At 67.8% G+C, this 17,541-nt stretch carries 10 protein-coding genes; 6 read left to right on the top strand and 4 right to left on the bottom strand.

Annotated elements, in window-relative coordinates; all coding sequences use genetic code 11:
• The first annotated feature begins 52 nt into the window (after positions 1 to 52).
• The gene (locus A5732_RS24545; protein WP_170879961.1) at positions 53 to 1,294 is read left to right on the top strand and encodes a cytochrome P450; all 1,242 of its coding nucleotides are present in this window, start codon (positions 53 to 55) and stop codon (positions 1,292 to 1,294) included.
• Positions 1,294 to 1,875 carry a TetR/AcrR family transcriptional regulator gene (locus A5732_RS24540; protein ID WP_064952136.1) on the top strand — a complete coding sequence of 194 codons (582 nt, stop codon included), beginning with the start codon at positions 1,294 to 1,296 and terminating at the stop codon, positions 1,873 to 1,875. The genes A5732_RS24545 and A5732_RS24540 overlap by 1 nt, the downstream gene beginning before the upstream one ends.
• Positions 1,876 to 2,079: 204 nt before the next feature.
• On the opposite strand, the gene A5732_RS24535 is transcribed toward A5732_RS24540, so the two are convergent.
• Both A5732_RS24535 and A5732_RS24530 read right to left on the bottom strand, forming a co-directional pair.
• A complete protein-coding gene (locus A5732_RS24535; protein WP_076103541.1) occupies positions 2,080 to 3,222 on the bottom strand; it encodes an acyltransferase family protein in 1,143 nt (380 codons plus the stop codon).
• Positions 3,219 to 4,922: a DEAD/DEAH box helicase gene (locus tag A5732_RS24530; RefSeq protein WP_076103540.1), complete on the bottom strand. Its 1,704-nt coding sequence runs from the start codon at positions 4,920 to 4,922 to the stop codon at positions 3,219 to 3,221. Before A5732_RS24530 ends, A5732_RS24535 begins: the two co-directional genes overlap by 4 nt.
• Before the next feature lie 166 nt (positions 4,923 to 5,088).
• On the opposite strand from A5732_RS24530, the gene A5732_RS24525 reads away from it, so the two are divergent.
• Entirely contained in the window at positions 5,089 to 5,679 is a 591-nt protein-coding gene (locus tag A5732_RS24525) for an LppP/LprE family lipoprotein (protein ID WP_064952151.1), read from the top strand.
• 60 nt (positions 5,680 to 5,739) lie between these two features.
• A complete protein-coding gene (locus A5732_RS24520; protein ID WP_076103539.1) occupies positions 5,740 to 9,162 on the top strand; it encodes a TM0106 family RecB-like putative nuclease in 3,423 nt (1,140 codons plus the stop codon).
• Between the two features lie 55 nt (positions 9,163 to 9,217).
• On the opposite strand, the gene A5732_RS24515 is transcribed toward A5732_RS24520, so the two are convergent.
• A complete protein-coding gene (locus tag A5732_RS24515; protein ID WP_139334554.1) occupies positions 9,218 to 10,462 on the bottom strand; it encodes an N-acetylmuramoyl-L-alanine amidase in 1,245 nt (414 codons plus the stop codon).
• 212 nt (positions 10,463 to 10,674) lie between these two features.
• Positions 10,675 to 12,663: an MFS transporter gene (locus tag A5732_RS24510; protein WP_076103538.1), complete on the bottom strand. Its 1,989-nt coding sequence runs from the start codon at positions 12,661 to 12,663 to the stop codon at positions 10,675 to 10,677.
• 271 nt (positions 12,664 to 12,934) lie between these two features.
• Between A5732_RS24510 and A5732_RS24505 the strand changes: the two genes are divergently transcribed.
• Both A5732_RS24505 and A5732_RS24500 read left to right on the top strand, forming a co-directional pair.
• Positions 12,935 to 13,714 (top strand): hypothetical protein, encoded by a 780-nt coding sequence (locus A5732_RS24505; protein ID WP_171975092.1) that lies wholly within the window; start codon positions 12,935 to 12,937, stop codon positions 13,712 to 13,714.
• A 187-nt stretch (positions 13,715 to 13,901) separates the two neighbouring features.
• Entirely contained in the window at positions 13,902 to 17,537 is a 3,636-nt protein-coding gene (locus A5732_RS24500; RefSeq protein ID WP_076103536.1) for a multifunctional oxoglutarate decarboxylase/oxoglutarate dehydrogenase thiamine pyrophosphate-binding subunit/dihydrolipoyllysine-residue succinyltransferase subunit, read from the top strand.
• Positions 17,538 to 17,541: the final 4 nt, after the last annotated feature.

Here is a 17,541-nt window from a genome sequence, read left to right as displayed (position 1 = left end):
CTCGGTATCGTGCGCGGTTGACATCCTGGTCTTGGTGTCGTACGAATGAGACATGGCTGCCGTTATGTCTCACGACGCACCGGTCAAGTTTCAGCTGGCCACCGCCGACACGTGGCCGAACCCGTGGCCGATGTACCGCGCCTTGCGCGACCACGACCCGGTGCACCACGTCGTTCCTGCGAAGCACCCCGAAGATGACTACTACGTGCTCTCCCGGCACGCCGACGTGTGGGCCGCGGCGCGCGATCACGAGACCTTCTCCTCCGCGCAGGGACTGACAGTCAACTATGACGACCTGGAATTGATTGGGCTGCAGGATAATCCGCCGTTTGTCATGCAGGATCCACCGGTACACACGGAATTCCGCAAATTGGTGTCGCGCGGCTTCACGCCGCGGCAGGTCGAGGCGGTGGAACCCAAGGTCCGGGAGTTCGTCGTTGAGCGCATCGAGGGGTTGCGCTCGGCCGGCGGCGGCGACATCGTCGCGGAGCTGTTCAAACCGCTGCCGTCGATGGTGGTCGCGCATTATCTCGGTGTGCCGGAGGAGGACTGGGTCCAATTCGACGGCTGGACCCAGGCGATCGTCGCGGCCAACACCGCCGAGGGCGGGGTCGGTGGCGCGCTGGAAACCGTCGGCGATGCGGTCGGGTCGATGATGGCCTACTTCACCGGGCTGATCGAACGGCGCCGGACCGAACCCGAGGACGACACCATCTCGCACCTGGTGGCCGCCGGAGTCGGGGCCGACGGCGACATCGCCGGCACGCTGTCCATCCTGGCGTTCACGTTCACCATGGTCACCGGCGGCAACGACACCGTCACCGGCATGCTCGGCGGCTCGATGCCTTTGCTGCACCAGCGCCCCGACCAACGTCAGCTGTTGGTGGACGAACCGGCTCGCATTCCCGACGCGGTCGAGGAGCTGCTGCGGCTGACCTCGCCGGTGCAGGGATTGGCCCGCACCGTGACCCGTGACGTCACCGTCGGCGAGACCACCATCCCGGCCGGGCGCAGGGTGCTGCTGCTCTACGGCTCGGCCAACCGCGATGAACGCCAATACGGCTCGGACGCAGGCGAACTCGACGTGACCCGCTGCCCACGCAATATCCTGACGTTCAGCCACGGCGCGCATCACTGCCTGGGCGCGGCCGCGGCCCGGATGCAGTCCCGGGTTGCGCTGACCGAACTGCTGGCGCGCTGCCCAGACTTCGAGGTTGACGACTCCGGAATCGTCTGGGCCGGTGGCAGTTATGTCCGGCGTCCCCTGTCGGTGCCCATCCGGGTGAAATCCTGATGCCCGGCAACGACTGGCTGGGCACGCACCGGACCGAGGCGGCCGCCGACCGCATCCTCGACGCCGCCGAGCGGCTGTACACCGAGCGCGACTCGGACTCGATCGGCATGAACGAAATCGCCCGGGCGGCAGGCTGTTCCCGCGCGACTCTGTACCGGTATTTCGAGAACCGCGAGGCGCTGCGAACCGCCTACATCCACCGCGAAACCCACCGGCTGGGCCGCGAGATCATCGCGCGCACCGGCGACATCGAGGACCCGCGCGAACGGCTGGTCGCGAGCATCCTCGTCACGCTGAGGATGGTGCGCGAGAGCCCGGCGCTGGCGTCCTGGTTCGCCACCACCCGCCCGCCGGTGGGTGGCGAATTGGCCGGCCAATCCGACGTGATCGCAGCCCTGGCGGTGGCGTTCCTGCAGTCGCTGGGGCCCGACGATCCCGCGGTCATCGAGCGCCGCGGCCGCTGGACGGTGCGGGTGATCGTCTCGCTGCTGACGCACCCGGGGCGCGACGAGGACGAGGAGCGGGCGATGCTCGAGGAGTTCGTCGTTCCGATCGTGACGCCGGTCTCCGCCCGCGGTTAAGCCCGCGCGTCACGCCCGGCGGCCCGCAACCACTGTTGGAAGTGCCCGCCTCCGAGCGACAACCTGTTTCCGCAGGTCACGCCCATAAACGAAGTTGTCGCTGTGAGGCGGGCAAATCGCCTCTCCACCTGCGGAGTGACTCGCGGGGTCGGTGTTACGAATGGTGCGCTGCGGCGCCCGGCTGTGCCCCGACCGGCGGCCGGCTCAGTCCCGGACGCGGGTGACCCGGTGCAGCAGCCACGCCAGCGGGATCGTCACCACCAGCGTCGCGACATACAGGTACAGCATCGAGCCGGTATAGACGCGGGCGCCGACGATGTAGTCCATCGCGAATTCCATGGTGATCAGGTGGATCAAAAAGATCTCGTAGGAGATCTCCCCCAGCCACACCATCGGGCGGCTGGCCAGGATTCGCGAATACCAGCCGTGGTCGCCGAGCGCCAGCGGTGCCACAGCGAGCGCGGCGATGACGGCATAGAAGCACGTCTTGAACAACGCCTCGCTCAGCGTCGCCGGGGAGGTCGTGGGCGCACCGGCAATGGGCGTGGACACGATGAAATAGCAGATGACGGCCAGCGGTATGGCCACGAATCCGTAACCGCGCACGCCCATCTCCTGCAGCACGGTGAGCATCATTCCGGCGAGGAACCAGGCCAGATAGGTGGGCAGCCACAGCCGCGCGCCGTCCGGAAACCAATGGTCGGTGTGCACCAGCACCAGCCAGGCCGGGCTGATCAACGCCATCCCCGCCAGGGCGCCCAGCACCAGTTTCGGCTGCCACTGCCGCCGGCAGATCACCACCAGCAGCAGGTAGGCCAGCAGCGGCAGGATGACGTAGAACGCGGCCTCCACCGCCAGGCTCCACATCTGGGTCAGCCCCTGGTGCAGATACTTGCCCAGGTAGCCGTTGCAGTAGATCTGCGTCAGCGTCAGGTTGCGCGCCAGCCCCAGCCAGCTGTGCCCGGGGTTCGGTCCGGCGTCGCGGTAGTGGTACAGCACGTAGGCGAACAGCACGGTGATCACGTAGGCGGGCATGATGCGCCGAACCCGGTGCCACGCATAGCGACTCAGCGACGGCGCCGCCGCGCTGTTTCTCGACGCGGACTTCACCCAGGGGCGGAACAACAGGTAACCGGAGAGCACGAAGAAGATCGGCACCCCGATCTCCATCCGGGAACCGACCAGGCCCCAATACCCGTGCGTGTATTTGCCCGTGGTGTAGGCCGCGTGGGTGCCCATGACGAGGAGCGCGGCGACCGCACGGATCCCGGTCAGCGAGGCGACCCGGTCGACGCGAGAGGTCTGCTCGAGCCCGCCCTGGGCGTCTTGCTCTTCCGACAGCGTCATCCGCCGTGTTTCCTGCGCGGCTTCCCACCGTCTCGGCCGCGGGGCTTGTTGCCGGACGACCGCTCCGGCTGGAGGTTGATCAACACCCCCGAAATGCGGGTGTGCTCAAGCCTTTTGAAAGTCAACTTGGGCAACTTGGCCGGCAACTCGACCAGGGAGAAATCCGGTCCGATCGCGATGTGCCCGAAATCGCTGCGATGCAGCCCTCCCTCGTTGGCGATGGCGCCGACGATCGCGCCCGGGCCGATCTTGTGCCGCTTGCCCACCGCGATGCGATAGGTGGCGAAAGGCTTTGCATCCCTTGGTCTTTCGGGGCGTTCACGGCGTTCGGTGCGCCGCTCGCGCCGGTCCGGCGGCGGTTCGGGCGCCATCAGGAATTCCTCGCCGTCGCGGGACTGCAGGGCCAGCGCGGCGGCGATGTCGGCCATCGGGGTGTCGTTGTCGCGTTCGTAGTCCTGGACCAACTTGCGAAACAGGTCGATTCCGGGGGAACCGAGCGCGGTGGTGATGGAGTCGGCGAACTTGGCCACCCGCTGGGCGTTGACGTCCTCGACGGTGGGTAATTCGGTTTCGGTGAGCGTTTGGCGGGTGGCCTTTTCGATGGCCTTGAGCAGGTGACGCTCCCGCGGGGAGACGAACAGCAGCGCGGTTCCCGAACGCCCTGCCCGGCCGGTGCGCCCGATCCGGTGCACGTACGACTCGGTGTCATGCGGGATGTCGTAGTTCAGGACGTGCGATATCCGCTCCACGTCCAGCCCGCGCGCGGCCACGTCGGTGGCGACCAGGATGTCGATGCTGCCGTCCTTCAAAGCGGCGACGGTGCGTTCGCGCTGGCCCTGCGGGATGTCCCCGTTGATGGCGGCCGCGGAGAAGCCTCGGGCCCTTAGCCTTTCGGCGACTTCCTCGGTGGCCTGCTTGGTCCTGACGAAGACGATCATCGCCTCGAACGGCTCGACTTCCAGCACCCGGGTCAGCGCGTCCATCTTGCGCGGCCCGGCGACCTGGATGTAACGCTGCGAAATGTTCTCGGCGGTGGCGGTTTTCGCTTTGGTGCTGACCTCGAGCGGGTCGTGCAGATACTTGGTGGTGATTTTGCGGATCGCGGGCGGCATGGTCGCGGAGAACAGCGCCACCTGTTTGTATTCCGGGGTTTCGGACAGGATGCGATCGACTTCTTCGGCGAAGCCCATGGTGAGCATCTCGTCGGCCTCGTCGAGAACCAGGTAGTCGACGTGGGACAGGTCGAGCGTCCCGCGCTCCAGGTGGTCGATGACCCGGCCCGGCGTGCCGACCACCACGTGGGCGCCGCGGCGCAGCCCGGCCAGCTGGACGCCGTAGGACGAGCCGCCGTAGATCGGCAGCACGTTGATCTTGGGCAGGTGGGCCCCGTACCGGCTGAACGCCTCGGCCACCTGCAGGGCCAGTTCCCGGGTCGGGGCGAGCACCAGCGCCTGGGTGGCGGTGCTGGTGACGTCGATCTTGGACAGGATCGGGATGGCGAAGGCGGCGGTCTTGCCGGTGCCGGTCTGGGCCAGGCCGACGACGTCGGAGCCGGCCATCAGCGCCGGGATCGTCGCGGCCTGAATGCCGGTGGGCGACTCGTAGCCGACGTCGGCGATCGCCCGCAGGACCGAGGGATTGATCTGCAGGTCGGCAAACGTCGTAGAGGCAGCTTCAGTCGAGCTGTCCGAGAGGGTCATCGTCCAAGGAGTCTAGTGGTGATCGCGAGCTCAGCGGACGCTGAGCGCTGCGGGTCACCACCAGAAGGCCCAGTGTGATCGCGAGCTCAGCGGACGCTGAGCGCTGGCGGTGATCATCAGCACACCCGGCCATGTCTGCGACGGCCCGGGAGCCGGTGACGGTACGGTGCCCGGTGTGTGGTCGTTGCCGTGTCGTACCGAGCCACTGACCGGCTCGGCCGCTGTCGCTCTCATCGCCTTCACGTTGAGCGGCTGCGGTTCGGGCGATTCCACCGTCGCAAAGACGCCGCAGGCCAGGACGTCGGAGACCGCGTCGATCACGGCGCCGGCCACGCCGACGGCCGCCGCCCCGCCGGGCAACGCCCCGCCCACCGATCCCTGCGCGGTCAACCTCGCGTCGCCCACCATTGCCAAGGTGGTGTCCGAGCTGCCCCGCGACCCGCGCAGCCAGCAGCCCTGGAACCCCGAACCGCTGGCCGGCAACTACAACCAGTGCGCGCAGCTCTCGGCGATCATCATCAAGGCCAACACGAATGCGGTCGCCCCGACCACCCGTGCGGTGCTGTTCCACCTCGGCCAGTTCATCCCGCAGGGCGTGCCCGACACCTACGGATTCAACGGCGTTGACCCGGCGCAAACCACCGGCGACACGGTGGCGCTGACCTATCCCGGCGGGATCAACGGCCTGAACACCGACGTCAAATTCCACTGGAACGGCAACACGGTCGAACTCATCGGCAACACCCCGGCCCACTAATCTCCGGGTACGCCCGCCCGGCACGGCCCTCCTGTCGGAGCGCTGACCTACAGTGGCCCAGTGTTGGTCTCCGGCGACAGCATCGTTTACAGCGCATCGGATCTTGCCGCCGCCGCCCGCTGCGAATTCGCGCTCTTGCGGGACTTCGACGCCAAGCTGGGGCGCGGGCCCGCCGTCACCGTCGAGGACGAACTGCTCGCGCGCACGGCCGAGCTGGGTAGTGAACACGAACGACGCGAACTCGCCTCGCTGCGCGACCGGTTCGGGCAGGACGTCGCGATCATCGGCCGCCCGGCCTACACCCCGGCCGGCCTGGCGGCCGCCGCCGCCGCCACCCGCCGCGCCGTCGCCGACCGCGCGCCCGTGGTGTATCAGGCCGCGATGTTCGACGGCCGCTTCGTCGGCTTCGCCGATTTCCTGGTGCGCGACGGCGAGCGGTACCGCGTCGTCGACACCAAACTGGCCCGCTCGGCCAAGGTGACCGCGCTGCTGCAGCTGGCCGCGTACGCCGACGCGTTGGCCGCGTCCGGCATCCCGGTCGCACCGGAGGCCGAGCTGCGGTTGGGCGATGGGACCGCGGTGCGGCACCGCGTGTGCGACCTGATCCCGGTGTACCGCTCCCAGCGGGCCCGGCTGCAGCGCCTCCTTGATGAGCACTACGCGGGCGGCGCCGCGGTCCGCTGGGACGACGAGGGCGTGGCAGCGTGCTTTCACTGCCCGCTGTGCCTCGAACAGCTGCAGGCGGCCGACGACGTTCTATTGGTCGCCGGTATGCGAGTAAGCCAGCGGGACAAGCTCTTTGACGCCGGGATCAGCACCGTCGCCGAGCTGGCCGATCATCGCGGACCCGTGGCCGACCTGGCGCCCGGCGTGCTGAACAAACTGACCATCCAGGCGAAACTGCAAGTCCGGCAACGCGAAACCGGTGTTCCTCAGGTCGAGGTCATCGACGCGCAGCCGCTGGCCCTGCTGCCCGAGCCCGACCCGGGCGACCTGTTCTTCGACTTCGAAGGCGACCCGCTGTGGACCACCGATGGGCGCGAGTGGGGCCTGGAGTACCTGTTCGGTGTTCTGGAGGCCGGCCCGACGGGCAAGTTCCGCCCGCTGTGGGCGCACAACCGGGCCGACGAACGCAAGGCGCTGATCGACTTTCTATCGCTGGTGGCCAAGCGCCGCAAGCGCCGCCCCAACATGCACATCTACCATTACGCGCCCTACGAGAAGACCGCGTTGTTGCGGCTCGCGGGGCGCTACGGGGTGGGCGAGGACGAGGTTGACGAACTGCTCCGCAGCGGTACGCTGGTCGACCTTTATCCGTTGGTGCGCAGGAGCATTCGCGTGGGCGCGGAGTCGTTCAGCCTCAAGGCGCTTGAGCCGCTCTACATGGGGGCTCAACTACGCGCGGGCGACGTGACCACGGCCACCGGTTCGATCACCTCCTATGCGCGGTACTGCGAACTTCAGGCGGACGGCCGCGGCGACGAGGCCGCATCGGTGCTCAAGGAGATCGAGGACTACAACCACTACGACTGCCGGTCGACTCAGGAACTGCGGAACTGGCTGACGTTGCGCGCCTACGAATCCGGTGTGGTACCGATCGGCGCCCAGCCGGTGCCCGACGGCAACACCGTCGACGACCGCGACCAGCTGGCGGTGACATTGGCGGCGTTCACCGGAACCTCCGGCGTCGACGACCGCACCGCGCAGCAGACGGCGGTGGCGCTGCTGGCCGCGGCGCGCGGCTACCACCGGCGCGAGGACAAACCGTTCTGGTGGGCGCATTTCGACCGGCTGAACTTCCCCATCGAGGAGTGGTCGGACAACACCGATGTGTTCGTCGCCGAGCACGCGTCGGTGAGCGTCGACTGGCACACGCCTCCCCGCGCGCGCAAACCGCAGCGGCGGGTGCAGCTGCGCGGCGAGCTGGCCCGCGGCGACTTGAAGAGCGACGTCTTTGCGCTCTACCACCCGCCGGCGCCGCCCGGCATGACCGACAGCCCGGACCGGCGGGCGGCCGGGCGGGCCTCGGTCGTCGAGGCCGACGATCCGGCCGTGCCCAGCGAAGTGATCGTTCTCGAACGAGTTGGCAGCGACGGCAACACCTTTCACCAGGTGCCGTTCGCGCTGACGCCCGGCCCGCCCATCCCGACGACGGCCCTGCGGGACTCGATCGAGGCGACCGCCGCGGCGGTGGCCGCCGGATTGCCGCAACTCCCCGACAGCGCCATGGTCGACGTGCTGTTGCGCCGCGCGCCCCGCACGCGCAGTGCCGCCCCCCCACCCCGTAGCGACGACACCGTCGCCGACATCACCGCGGCGCTACTGGATCTGGACTCGTCGTACCTGGCGGTGCACGGCCCGCCCGGCACCGGCAAGACGCACACCGCCGCCCGGGTGATCCACGACCTGGTCACCAAACACGCCTGGCGCGTCGGCGTGGTCGCTCAGTCGCACGCCACCGTGGAGAACGTGCTGGATTGCGTGATCGACGCCGGCCTGGATCCGCAACGAATCGCGAAGAAGCGCAACGACCACCGGGCCCCGCGCTGGCAAGAGATCGACGGTGGCGCCTACGCCGCATTCCTCTCCGACACGCCGGGATGTGTGATCGGCGGAACGGCATGGGATTTCGCCAATGCCAACCGGATACCGCCGGGAAGCCTGGATCTGCTGGTGATCGACGAAGCCGGCCAATTCTGTTTGGCCAACACGATTGCCGTGGCCCCGGCCGCCGCCAACCTGCTGCTGCTCGGGGACCCCCAGCAGTTGCCGCAAGTCAGCCAGGGCACCCATCCGGAGCCGGTGGACACGTCCGCGCTGGAATGGCTGGTCGACGGTCAGCGCACCCTACCGGACGAGCGCGGCTACTTCCTGGACCTGTCGTACCGCATGCATCCGGCGGTCTGCGGCGCGGTATCGGCGCTGTCCTACGAGGACAGACTGCATTCCCACGACTGCACCGCCGCCCGCCACCTCGACGGGTATCAGCCAGGCGTTCGGCTGCTTTCGGTTGAGCACCAGGGCAATTCGACCGAGAGCCCCGAGGAGGCCGACGCGATCGCCGCCGAGATCAACCGGCTGCTCGGCGTGTCGTGGACCGACGAACACGGCACCCGGGCGCTGACCGCCGCCGACGTGCTGGTGCTGGCGCCCTACAACGCCCAGGTGGCGCTGCTGCGCCGCCGGTTGGGCGCGGCGAAGCTCGACGGGGTGCGGGTCGGGACGGTCGACAAGTTCCAGGGCGGACAGGCGCCGGTGGTGTTCGTCTCGATGACGGTGTCGTCCATGGACGTGGTGCCGCGCGGAATCTCCTTCCTGCTCAACAGGAATCGGCTCAACGTCGCGGTGAGCCGGGCCCAGTACGCGGCCGTGATCGTGCGCTCGCCGTCGCTGACGGAGTATCTGCCCGCGACACCGGCGGGCCTGATCGACCTGGGCGCCTTCCTGGCGCTCACGCAGCCCGATCTGCGATCACCGGCCTGACCGCGACGCGAAAAGTGTTCCAACAGCGATGAATGTGGCCCGCGGAGCCTCCGCGTCAAACTCGGTTGCGCATCGGTGAAAACCGCTCAACCTGCACGGGCGGGCCGTCGGCTGACGGCGGCGGTACGACGGCAGCGACACCGTTGATCACGGCCACGACCGTCCGGCTCCGACGCTCAATGTTCAGGGTGCCATGTTGAAAATTCTGGACGACCCACTCCGGCTCCTGGATTTCGGCGCTGGTCGGCAGCCCCAGCGAGCTATGTTCGTAGCCCAGGGTGCCCCACGCGGCGTAGATGGTGGAGGTGACGGGCTGCGCCCCGGTGGTCGGCGACCAGTACATCGCCCCCTTTTCGAAGATGACGTAGCGCGTGGCTCCCGCCCCGGTCGATTCCGACGACTGTGGCGCCCCCAGGGCGCTTTTCATGCCGCCCATCGCCTGCCACCGGTCATAGATGGCACTACCTTGCATCGACTGCGCCAGATCATCGGCGCTGGGGCGCTTGTTGAACCGCGCAGCAATGTCGCGAATCTGGTTCATCAACGGGAATCCAAGGTTGCCGGGGCAATCGGTATCGCCGACGTCGCGGTGAGCGAAAATGCACGGCAAGCCCACGGTGGTGCCCTGAGGGAAACGGGTGTAGGGGCCCCCTTCCGATGTCAACGCGACGCTTCCCTGCGGGTCGACGCCATCCAGTGCCAGACGCCACCCCAGCAGGCGCCCCACGGTGCGCAGCTGAACCGGCGTGGGGACCACCGCGTCGAAGTCGCCGATCATGCACACCGCCCATGTGTTGCGGTTGAACCCGCCAGTGTGGGTGCCCAGAACCGGTCTGGTCATCCCGCCGAATCGGCCCTCGAATATCTGACCGTACTTGTCGACCAGCGCGTTGTAGGCGATGTCCGGCCAGCCCAGAGTGCGGGTGTGATAGTCGTAGATCGATCGCACAGTTGCCGCCGAATCCTGCTGCGCGTATTCGTTTACACCGGCGGTGTGGTGCACGACGGCTGCCTTGATTCCGTTGTCGTACATCGGTGCTCGGCGGCGAATCGACTCATCGGCGCCCCACCCGGCCCGACTGATGATATTGAGGTCCTGCCCGGGCGCTTCGACCGCCGAAACCAAGGACGTGTTGTCAGCTGCCGCCCTCAGGGGCTGGACCAGACCTGATGCGGCGGTGCCCAAACTGAGCATAATCGGCGCCGCCGCAGCATATTTGAGGACATCACGGCGCGAGGGAGACGGTGTCGCACTGCACCCGCACCGATCACGCACGGCGCCACGATAGCCCGTGGTCACGCTATTCCTCGCGCGACCCGCCGGAGCCTAATGCTGTTGTAGGCGAGGGGTTCGTAGCGCCAGGTTGCGCGCGACCCGCACTTCACCCCTGACCGTACCAACACTACGACAATGGTTGACGGCAGCCGAGAACATCGGTTGCGATATCGATTGGTAAAGCGCTGCTGCACACGGCTTTTGTGCCACAGTTGCGCACTGACGCAAATTGGCCGCTAACCGGTTGACGAGTGCCGGCCCGAACCGGTGGGGTCGTCATCCGGATCGGAGCGGTGATGGAAACCCCGCGGCGATTCACCGTCGGTGAAGTGCAGGCCCGCCGATCCGTTGTGGTGGCGGCGCGGTGGCCGGGTGGGCCGATCACCGGGCGGCATGGATCTGGGCGGACGCCGAACCGCCACCTGGCGAAGGCGTTTGCCGCCGTCCACGTGAGACCCGTTGTGGGCATAGCCGATTGGTTGAGCCTGCGCGGCCGGGCCGCGCCGCGGCACTCCGGTGGATGCGGGGCGCGGGCGTTCGACTGGCTGCCGGGGCGGCTCGGGATCGCTGCCCCGCTGGAACTCGGGCTCGCGCACCAGGACGAATTCCACGTACTCATCGTCGTCATAGTCGTCGTCGACGAGGTCATCGTCGGGGTCCGGATCGTCGCCGCCCCGGCCATCGCCCGTGCCCGCCCAGGGCACGGTGCCCACCAGAAACAGTGCGGCGATGATCCCGAACAACGTGATGAACGCCGGCAACAGCACCGACTGCGACATCGCGGCAGCGAACGGCTCGCGCAGGAACCCGGGCAATTGCAGGGCGAGCGCGTCCTCGCCGGCGGCGTCCCCGGACGGCTGCCGCGGCATCTCGGCGCTGATGCGCCACGTCATGAACGCCGCCATGGCGGCGCTGCCGAGGACCGCGCCGAGTTGGCGCACGGAGTTGTAGACCGCGGAGCCCGCGCCCGCCAGGTGCGGGGGCAGGTTACGCGTCGCGGTCGCGGTCAGCGGCGACCACACGAACGCCATCCCGACACCCATCACGAAGAACGGCAACGCCAGCCGCCAGATCGGTGTCGTCGGCGACATCTCGAAGGTGAGCCAGGTCAGCGCGATCGCCAGCACGGAGAAGCCGAAGCCGAGCACCGGTTGCGGGTGGTATTTGTCGACGATCTTGCCGACCAACGGCGCGAAGACACCGTTGGCGATGGCCATCGGCGCGATCAGCAGGGCCGAGCGCGTCGGCGACAGCCCGCACACGGCCTGCGCGTAGAACGTCAGCGGCAGCATCATGGCCGTCGCGGTGAACGAGATGATGGCGACCCCGATGTTGCACAGGCTGAAGTCGCGATCGCCGAAGATGATCAACGGAATCAGCGGCTCGTGGGCGTTCAGCGCCTGCCAGAACGCGAAGGCCGTCATGAACCCGACGCCGGCGACGATCAACGCCCAGATCCAGGGTTGCCAGTGCGCGGCCTCCCCCTGCTGCAGCCCGAACACGATCAAAAAGATGCCGATGCCGGACAGCGCGACCCCGATCAGGTCGAAGCGGTGCGACTGGGTGGGCAGCACCGGAATCAGCCAGTACGCCAACGCCAGCCCGATGACGCCGATGGGGACGTTGACGAAGAAGATCCACTGCCAGCCCAGCCCGTCGACCAGGACGCCGCCGGCCAGCGGGCCCACCAGGCTGGCCACACCGGCGGTGGCACCCCACAGGCTCACCGCGACGCCGCGCCGCTCCGACGGGAAGATCCGGGTGATCGTCGACAGGGTCTGCGGGGTGAGCAGCCCCGCGCCGACGCCCTGCACGACGCGCGCGGCGATCAGCATCGCGGCGCTGCCGGCCAGCCCGCACCACACCGAGGAGGCGGTGAACACGACCAGGCCGAACAGGTACAGGTTCTTGGGACCGAACCGGTCGCCCAGGCGCCCGGCCACCAGCAACACGACCGCATACCCCAGCAGGTAGGCGCTGGTCACCCAGACCACGGTGTCGTAGCCGATGCGCAGGCTAGCCATGATGGTCGGGTTGGCGATCGCGACGATGGTCGAGTCGACCATGATCATGAAGAAGCCGATCATCATCGCCCAGAGCGGGTTCCAGGGATTCTGCGACTGCGGCGAGCTCCGGGTGAAAAAGTCCCAGCGGTTGGCGGCCCGGGCCGGCCCCGATCCCGCGCGCCCCGTTCCCCCGGGCGTGCGGGGCGTAGGCGTGGTCATCCACCCCACCTCGTTTCGCTCCCGACGACGCTGTTCAGCCGTATCGGCCCGGCTGGTCGACCGGCCCAACCCACGCGGCTGATACACCACGCGCGCGGCGCGGAAAGCAGCCTGAAGACCGACGAACGGCACGGACCGTCGCTGACATCCAGCCTGATTATTCCCGGTGAGGCAATAGGCCGGCAGCCAAGGACCCGGTCAGGGCGCATAACGCGGCAGTATTCGTCGCCGGCGCGTTAGCCTGGGGGAACGCCATCTGCAGGAGAGAAATATGCGGGCTCGACGGAAAAGGTCGCCGAACGGGTTCTTCACCATGTCCAACGCTGGACAGCAGCCGCCCGCCAAGAGCGGTCGACCCAAGATGTCCGCGCGAGCGTTGGCGCAGGTCATCGAGCGGAGCTCGTGGATACAGGGCCCGGCCGCCGAGGCCTATGTGACCCGCCTGCGCAACGCGCACCCCAATGGCGGCCCGGCCGAGATCATGGCCAAGCTGCAGAAGCGATACCTGGCCATCGTGACGGCCGGCGGCGTTGCCGTGGGGGCCGCCGCGACCGTTCCCGGCATCGGCACGATCAGCGCCCTGTCCGCGGCGGCCGCGGAAACGGTGACATTCTTGGAGGCCACCGCGTTCTTCGTGCTGGCGACGGCGGTGGTCTACGACATTCCGGCCGATCACCGGGAACGGCGCCGCGCGCTGGTGCTGGCGGTCCTCGCCGGTGACAACAGCGAGCACGCCGTCGCCCAGTTGATCGGCCCGCGCCGCACCAACGGCGGCTGGATCTCCGAGAGCCTGGCCGCCCTGCCGCTGTCGTCGATGTCGAAGCTGAACTCGCGGCTGCTCAAGTCGGCGGTCCGCAAGTACACCGTGCGGCGCGGCGCGCTGCTGTTCGGCAAACTGCTGCCGGTCGGAATCGGGGTCGTGGTGGGCGCCGTCGGCAACTATCTCGCCGGCAAGAAGATGATCCGCAACGCCAACAGGGCGTTCGGCGCCCCGCCGGTGCGCTGGCCCCGTGCGCTGCATCTGGTGCGCCCGATCCACGAAGCCGGCTAGCCCAACCCGCGGCCGTCCTCATGCCCCCCGGTCAACCTGGCGGATCGGCGGCGAAAGGTTAGCCTTTATAGGGCGGAACAATGGGTACCGCCCTGGGTGTGAGGTGTTCGGTCCCCCGGGGCCGACAAGGGTGCAGGCGCCACGGGAATGCGCTTGCGGAACAGAAGGATTGAGGCGAACTGCGGTCGTGAGCAACATAAGTTCACCATTCGGGCAGAACGAATGGCTGGTCGAGGAGATGTACCGCAAGTTCCGCGACGACCCCTCGTCAGTCGATCCGAGCTGGCACGAGTTCCTGGTCGACTACAACCCCGAGCCCGCCGGCGAGCCCGCGCCGGCCGCCCCGACCAGCGCTGACGGTCCGCCGGCCGCCGGCAACGGGGTCGCGCCGCGGCCGGCCAAAGCCCCCACTCCCCCGCCGGCGGAAGGCGACGAGCTACAGACGCTGCGCGGCGCCGCGGCGGCCGTCGTCAAGAACATGTCGGCGTCGCTGGACGTACCGACGGCGACCAGCGTCCGCGCCGTCCCGGCCAAGCTGATGATCGACAACCGGATCGTCATCAACAACCAGCTCAAGCGCACCCGCGGCGGCAAGATCTCGTTCACCCACCTGCTCGGCTACGCGCTGGTGCAGGCGATCAAGAAGTTCCCGAACATGAATCGGCACTACGCCGAGGTCGACGGCAAGCCGACCGCGGTCACGCCGGCGCACACCAACCTCGGCCTGGCGATCGACCTGCAGGGCAAGGACGGCAAGCGTTCCCTGGTGGTCGCCGGGATCAAGGGCTGCGAAACCATGCGCTTCGCGCAGTTCGTCACCGCCTACGAAGACATTGTGCGACGCGCCCGCGACGGCAAGCTGACCGCCGAAGACTTTGCGGGCGTGACCATTTCGCTGACCAACCCGGGCACGATCGGCACCGTGCACTCGGTGCCGCGGCTGATGAACGGCCAGGGCGCCATCATCGGTGTCGGCGCCATGGAATACCCCGCGGAGTTCCAGGGCGCCAGCGAGGAACGCATCGCCGAGCTGGGCATCGGCAAGCTGATCACGCTGACCTCCACCTACGACCACCGCATCATCCAGGGCGCGGAGTCCGGCGACTTCCTGCGCACCATCCACGAGATGCTGCTGTCGGACGACTTCTGGGACGAGATCTTCCGCGAGCTGGGCAACCCGTACCTGCCGGTGCGCTGGAGCACCGACAACCCGGACTCGATCGTCGACAAGAACGCCCGGGTGATGGAGTTGATTGCGGCCTACCGCAACCGCGGTCACCTGATGGCCGACATCGACCCGCTGCGGCTGGACGGCAGCCGGTTCCGCAGCCACCCCGACCTCGAGATTCTCAACCACGGCCTGACGCTGTGGGACCTCGACCGGGTGTTCAAAGTCAACGGATTCGCCGGGAGCGAGTACAAGAAACTGCGCGACGTGCTGGGCCTGCTGCGCGACGCCTACTGCCGCCACATCGGTGTGGAGTACACCCACATTCTCGAACCGTCGCAACAGGAATGGCTGCAGCAGCGCGTCGAGACCAAGCACGTCAAACCGACGGTGGCCGAGCAGAAGTTCATCCTGAGCAAGTTGAATGCGGCCGAGGCCTTCGAAACCTTCCTGCAGACCAAATACGTTGGCCAGAAACGATTTTCACTGGAAGGCGCGGAAAGCATCATCCCGATGATGGACGCGGCGATCGATCAGTGCGCCGAGCACGGGCTCGACGAGGTGGTCATCGGGATGCCGCACCGCGGCCGGCTCAACGTGCTGGCCAACATCGTCGGCAAGCCGTACTCGCAGATCTTCAGCGAGTTCGAGGGCAACCTCAACCCGGCGCAGGCGCACGGTTCCGGTGACGTCAAGTATCACCTGGGCGCCACCGGCGTATATCTACAGATGTTCGGCGACAACGACATTCAGGTGTCGCTGACCGCCAACCCGTCGCACCTGGAGGCCGTCGACCCGGTGCTCGAAGGTCTGGTGCGGGCCAAGCAGGACCTGCTGGACCACGGCGCCGAAGACCACGGGGATGAGAAGGCCTTCTCGGTGGTGCCGATGATGCTGCACGGCGACGCCGCGTTCGCCGGTCAGGGCGTGGTCGCCGAAACCCTGAACATGACCCACCTGCCCGGGTACCGGGTCGGCGGCACCATTCACATCATCGCCAACAACCAGATCGGTTTCACCACCGCGCCGGAGTATTCGCGCTCCAGCGAGTACTGCACCGACGTCGCGAAGATGATCGGGGCACCGATCTTCCACGTCAACGGCGACGACCCGGAGGCGTGCGCGTGGGTGGCCAAGCTGGCCGTCGACTTCCGGCAGGAGTTCAAGAAGGACGTCGTCATCGACATGCTGTGCTACCGCAAGCGCGGGCACAACGAGGGCGACGACCCGTCGATGACCAACCCCGCGATGTACGACGTCGTCGACATCAAGCGCGGGGTCCGCAAGAGCTACACCGAAGCCCTGATCGGCCGCGGCGACATCTCGATGAAGGAAGCCGAGGACGCGCTGCGCGACTACCAGGGCCAGCTGGAGCGGGTGTTCAACGAGGTCCGCGAGCTGGAGAAACACGGCGCGCTGCCGAGCGAATCGGTCGAGGCCGACCAGATGCTGCCGGCGGGCCTGGCCACCGCGGTGGACAAGGCGCTGCTGGCCCGCATCGGCGACGCGTTCCTGGCGACTCCGGACGGCTTCACCGCGCACCCGCGGGTGCAGCCGGTGCTGGAGAAGCGTCGCGAGATGGCCTACGAGGGCAAGGTCGACTGGGCCTTCGGCGAGCTGCTGGCGCTGGGCTCGCTGGTGGCCGAGGGCAAGCTGGTGCGGCTGTCGGGCCAGGACACCAAGCGCGGCACCTTCTCCCAGCGGCACTCGGTGATCATCGACCGCAACACCGGCGAAGAGTTCACGCCGCTGCAGCTGTTGACGGTGAACGCCGACGGCACCCGCACCGGCGGCAAGTTCCTGGTGTACGACTCGCCGCTGTCGGAGTTCGCCGCCGTCGGCTTCGAGTACGGCTACACGGTGGGCAACCCGGACGCCCTGGTGCTGTGGGAGGCGCAGTTCGGGGACTTCGTCAACGGCGCGCAGTCGATCATCGACGAGTTCATCAGTTCCGGTGAGGCCAAGTGGGGCCAGCTGTCCAACGTCGTGCTGCTGCTGCCGCACGGCCACGAAGGCCAGGGCCCCGACCACACCTCGGCCCGCATCGAGCGCTTCCTGCAGCTGTGGGCCGAGGGTTCGATGACGATCGCGATGCCCTCGACGCCGTCCAACTACTTCCACCTGTTGCGGCGTCACGCCCTCGACGGCGTGCAGCGGCCGCTGATCGTATTCACGCCGAAATCGATGCTGCGCAACAAGGCGGCGGTCAGCGACGTCCGGGACTTCACCGAGATCAAGTTCCGCTCGGTGCTCGAAGAGCCGACCTACGAGGACGGCATCGGTGATCGCAGCAAGGTCACCCGGGTCCTGCTGACCAGCGGCAAGCTCTACTACGAGCTGGTGGCCCGCAAGGCCAAGGACAACCGCGAGGACGTGGCGATCGTGCGGATCGAGCAGCTCGCCCCGCTGCCGAAGCGCCGGCTGGGCGAGACGCTGGACCGCTACCCGAACGTCAACCAGTACTTCTGGGTGCAGGAGGAGCCGGCCAACCAGGGTGCGTGGCCGCGGTTCGGGCTTGAGCTGCCCGAGCTGCTGCCCGACAAGCTGACCGGGATCAAGCGGATCTCGCGCCGGGCGATGTCGGCCCCGTCGTCGGGCTCGTCGAAGGTGCACGCCGTCGAGCAGCAGGAGATCATCGACACGGCCTTCGCCTGACCGG

Origin of the sequence: Mycobacterium colombiense (genome assembly GCF_001953985.1) — a bacterium.
GTDB classification, from domain to species: domain Bacteria; phylum Actinomycetota; class Actinomycetes; order Mycobacteriales; family Mycobacteriaceae; genus Mycobacterium; species Mycobacterium colombiense_B.
The sequence above is the reverse complement of the archived record's forward strand: the minus strand, read 5'-3'. Positions and strand labels throughout refer to the sequence as shown.

What these genes read in the sequence shown, in the direction of transcription:
- A5732_RS24545 (WP_170879961.1), top strand. Translation starts at nt 53, where the DNA reads ATGGCTGCCGTTATGTCTCACGACGCACCGGTCAAGTTTCAGCTGGCC.
- A5732_RS24540 (WP_064952136.1), top strand. Translation starts at nt 1,294, where the DNA reads ATGCCCGGCAACGACTGGCTGGGCACGCACCGGACCGAGGCGGCCGCC.
- A5732_RS24535 (WP_076103541.1), bottom strand. Translation starts at nt 3,222, where the DNA reads ATGACGCTGTCGGAAGAGCAAGACGCCCAGGGCGGGCTCGAGCAGACC.
- A5732_RS24530 (WP_076103540.1), bottom strand. Translation starts at nt 4,922, where the DNA reads ATGACCCTCTCGGACAGCTCGACTGAAGCTGCCTCTACGACGTTTGCC.
- A5732_RS24510 (WP_076103538.1), bottom strand. Translation starts at nt 12,663, where the DNA reads ATGACCACGCCTACGCCCCGCACGCCCGGGGGAACGGGGCGCGCGGGA.
- A5732_RS24505 (WP_171975092.1), top strand. Translation starts at nt 12,935, where the DNA reads ATGCGGGCTCGACGGAAAAGGTCGCCGAACGGGTTCTTCACCATGTCC.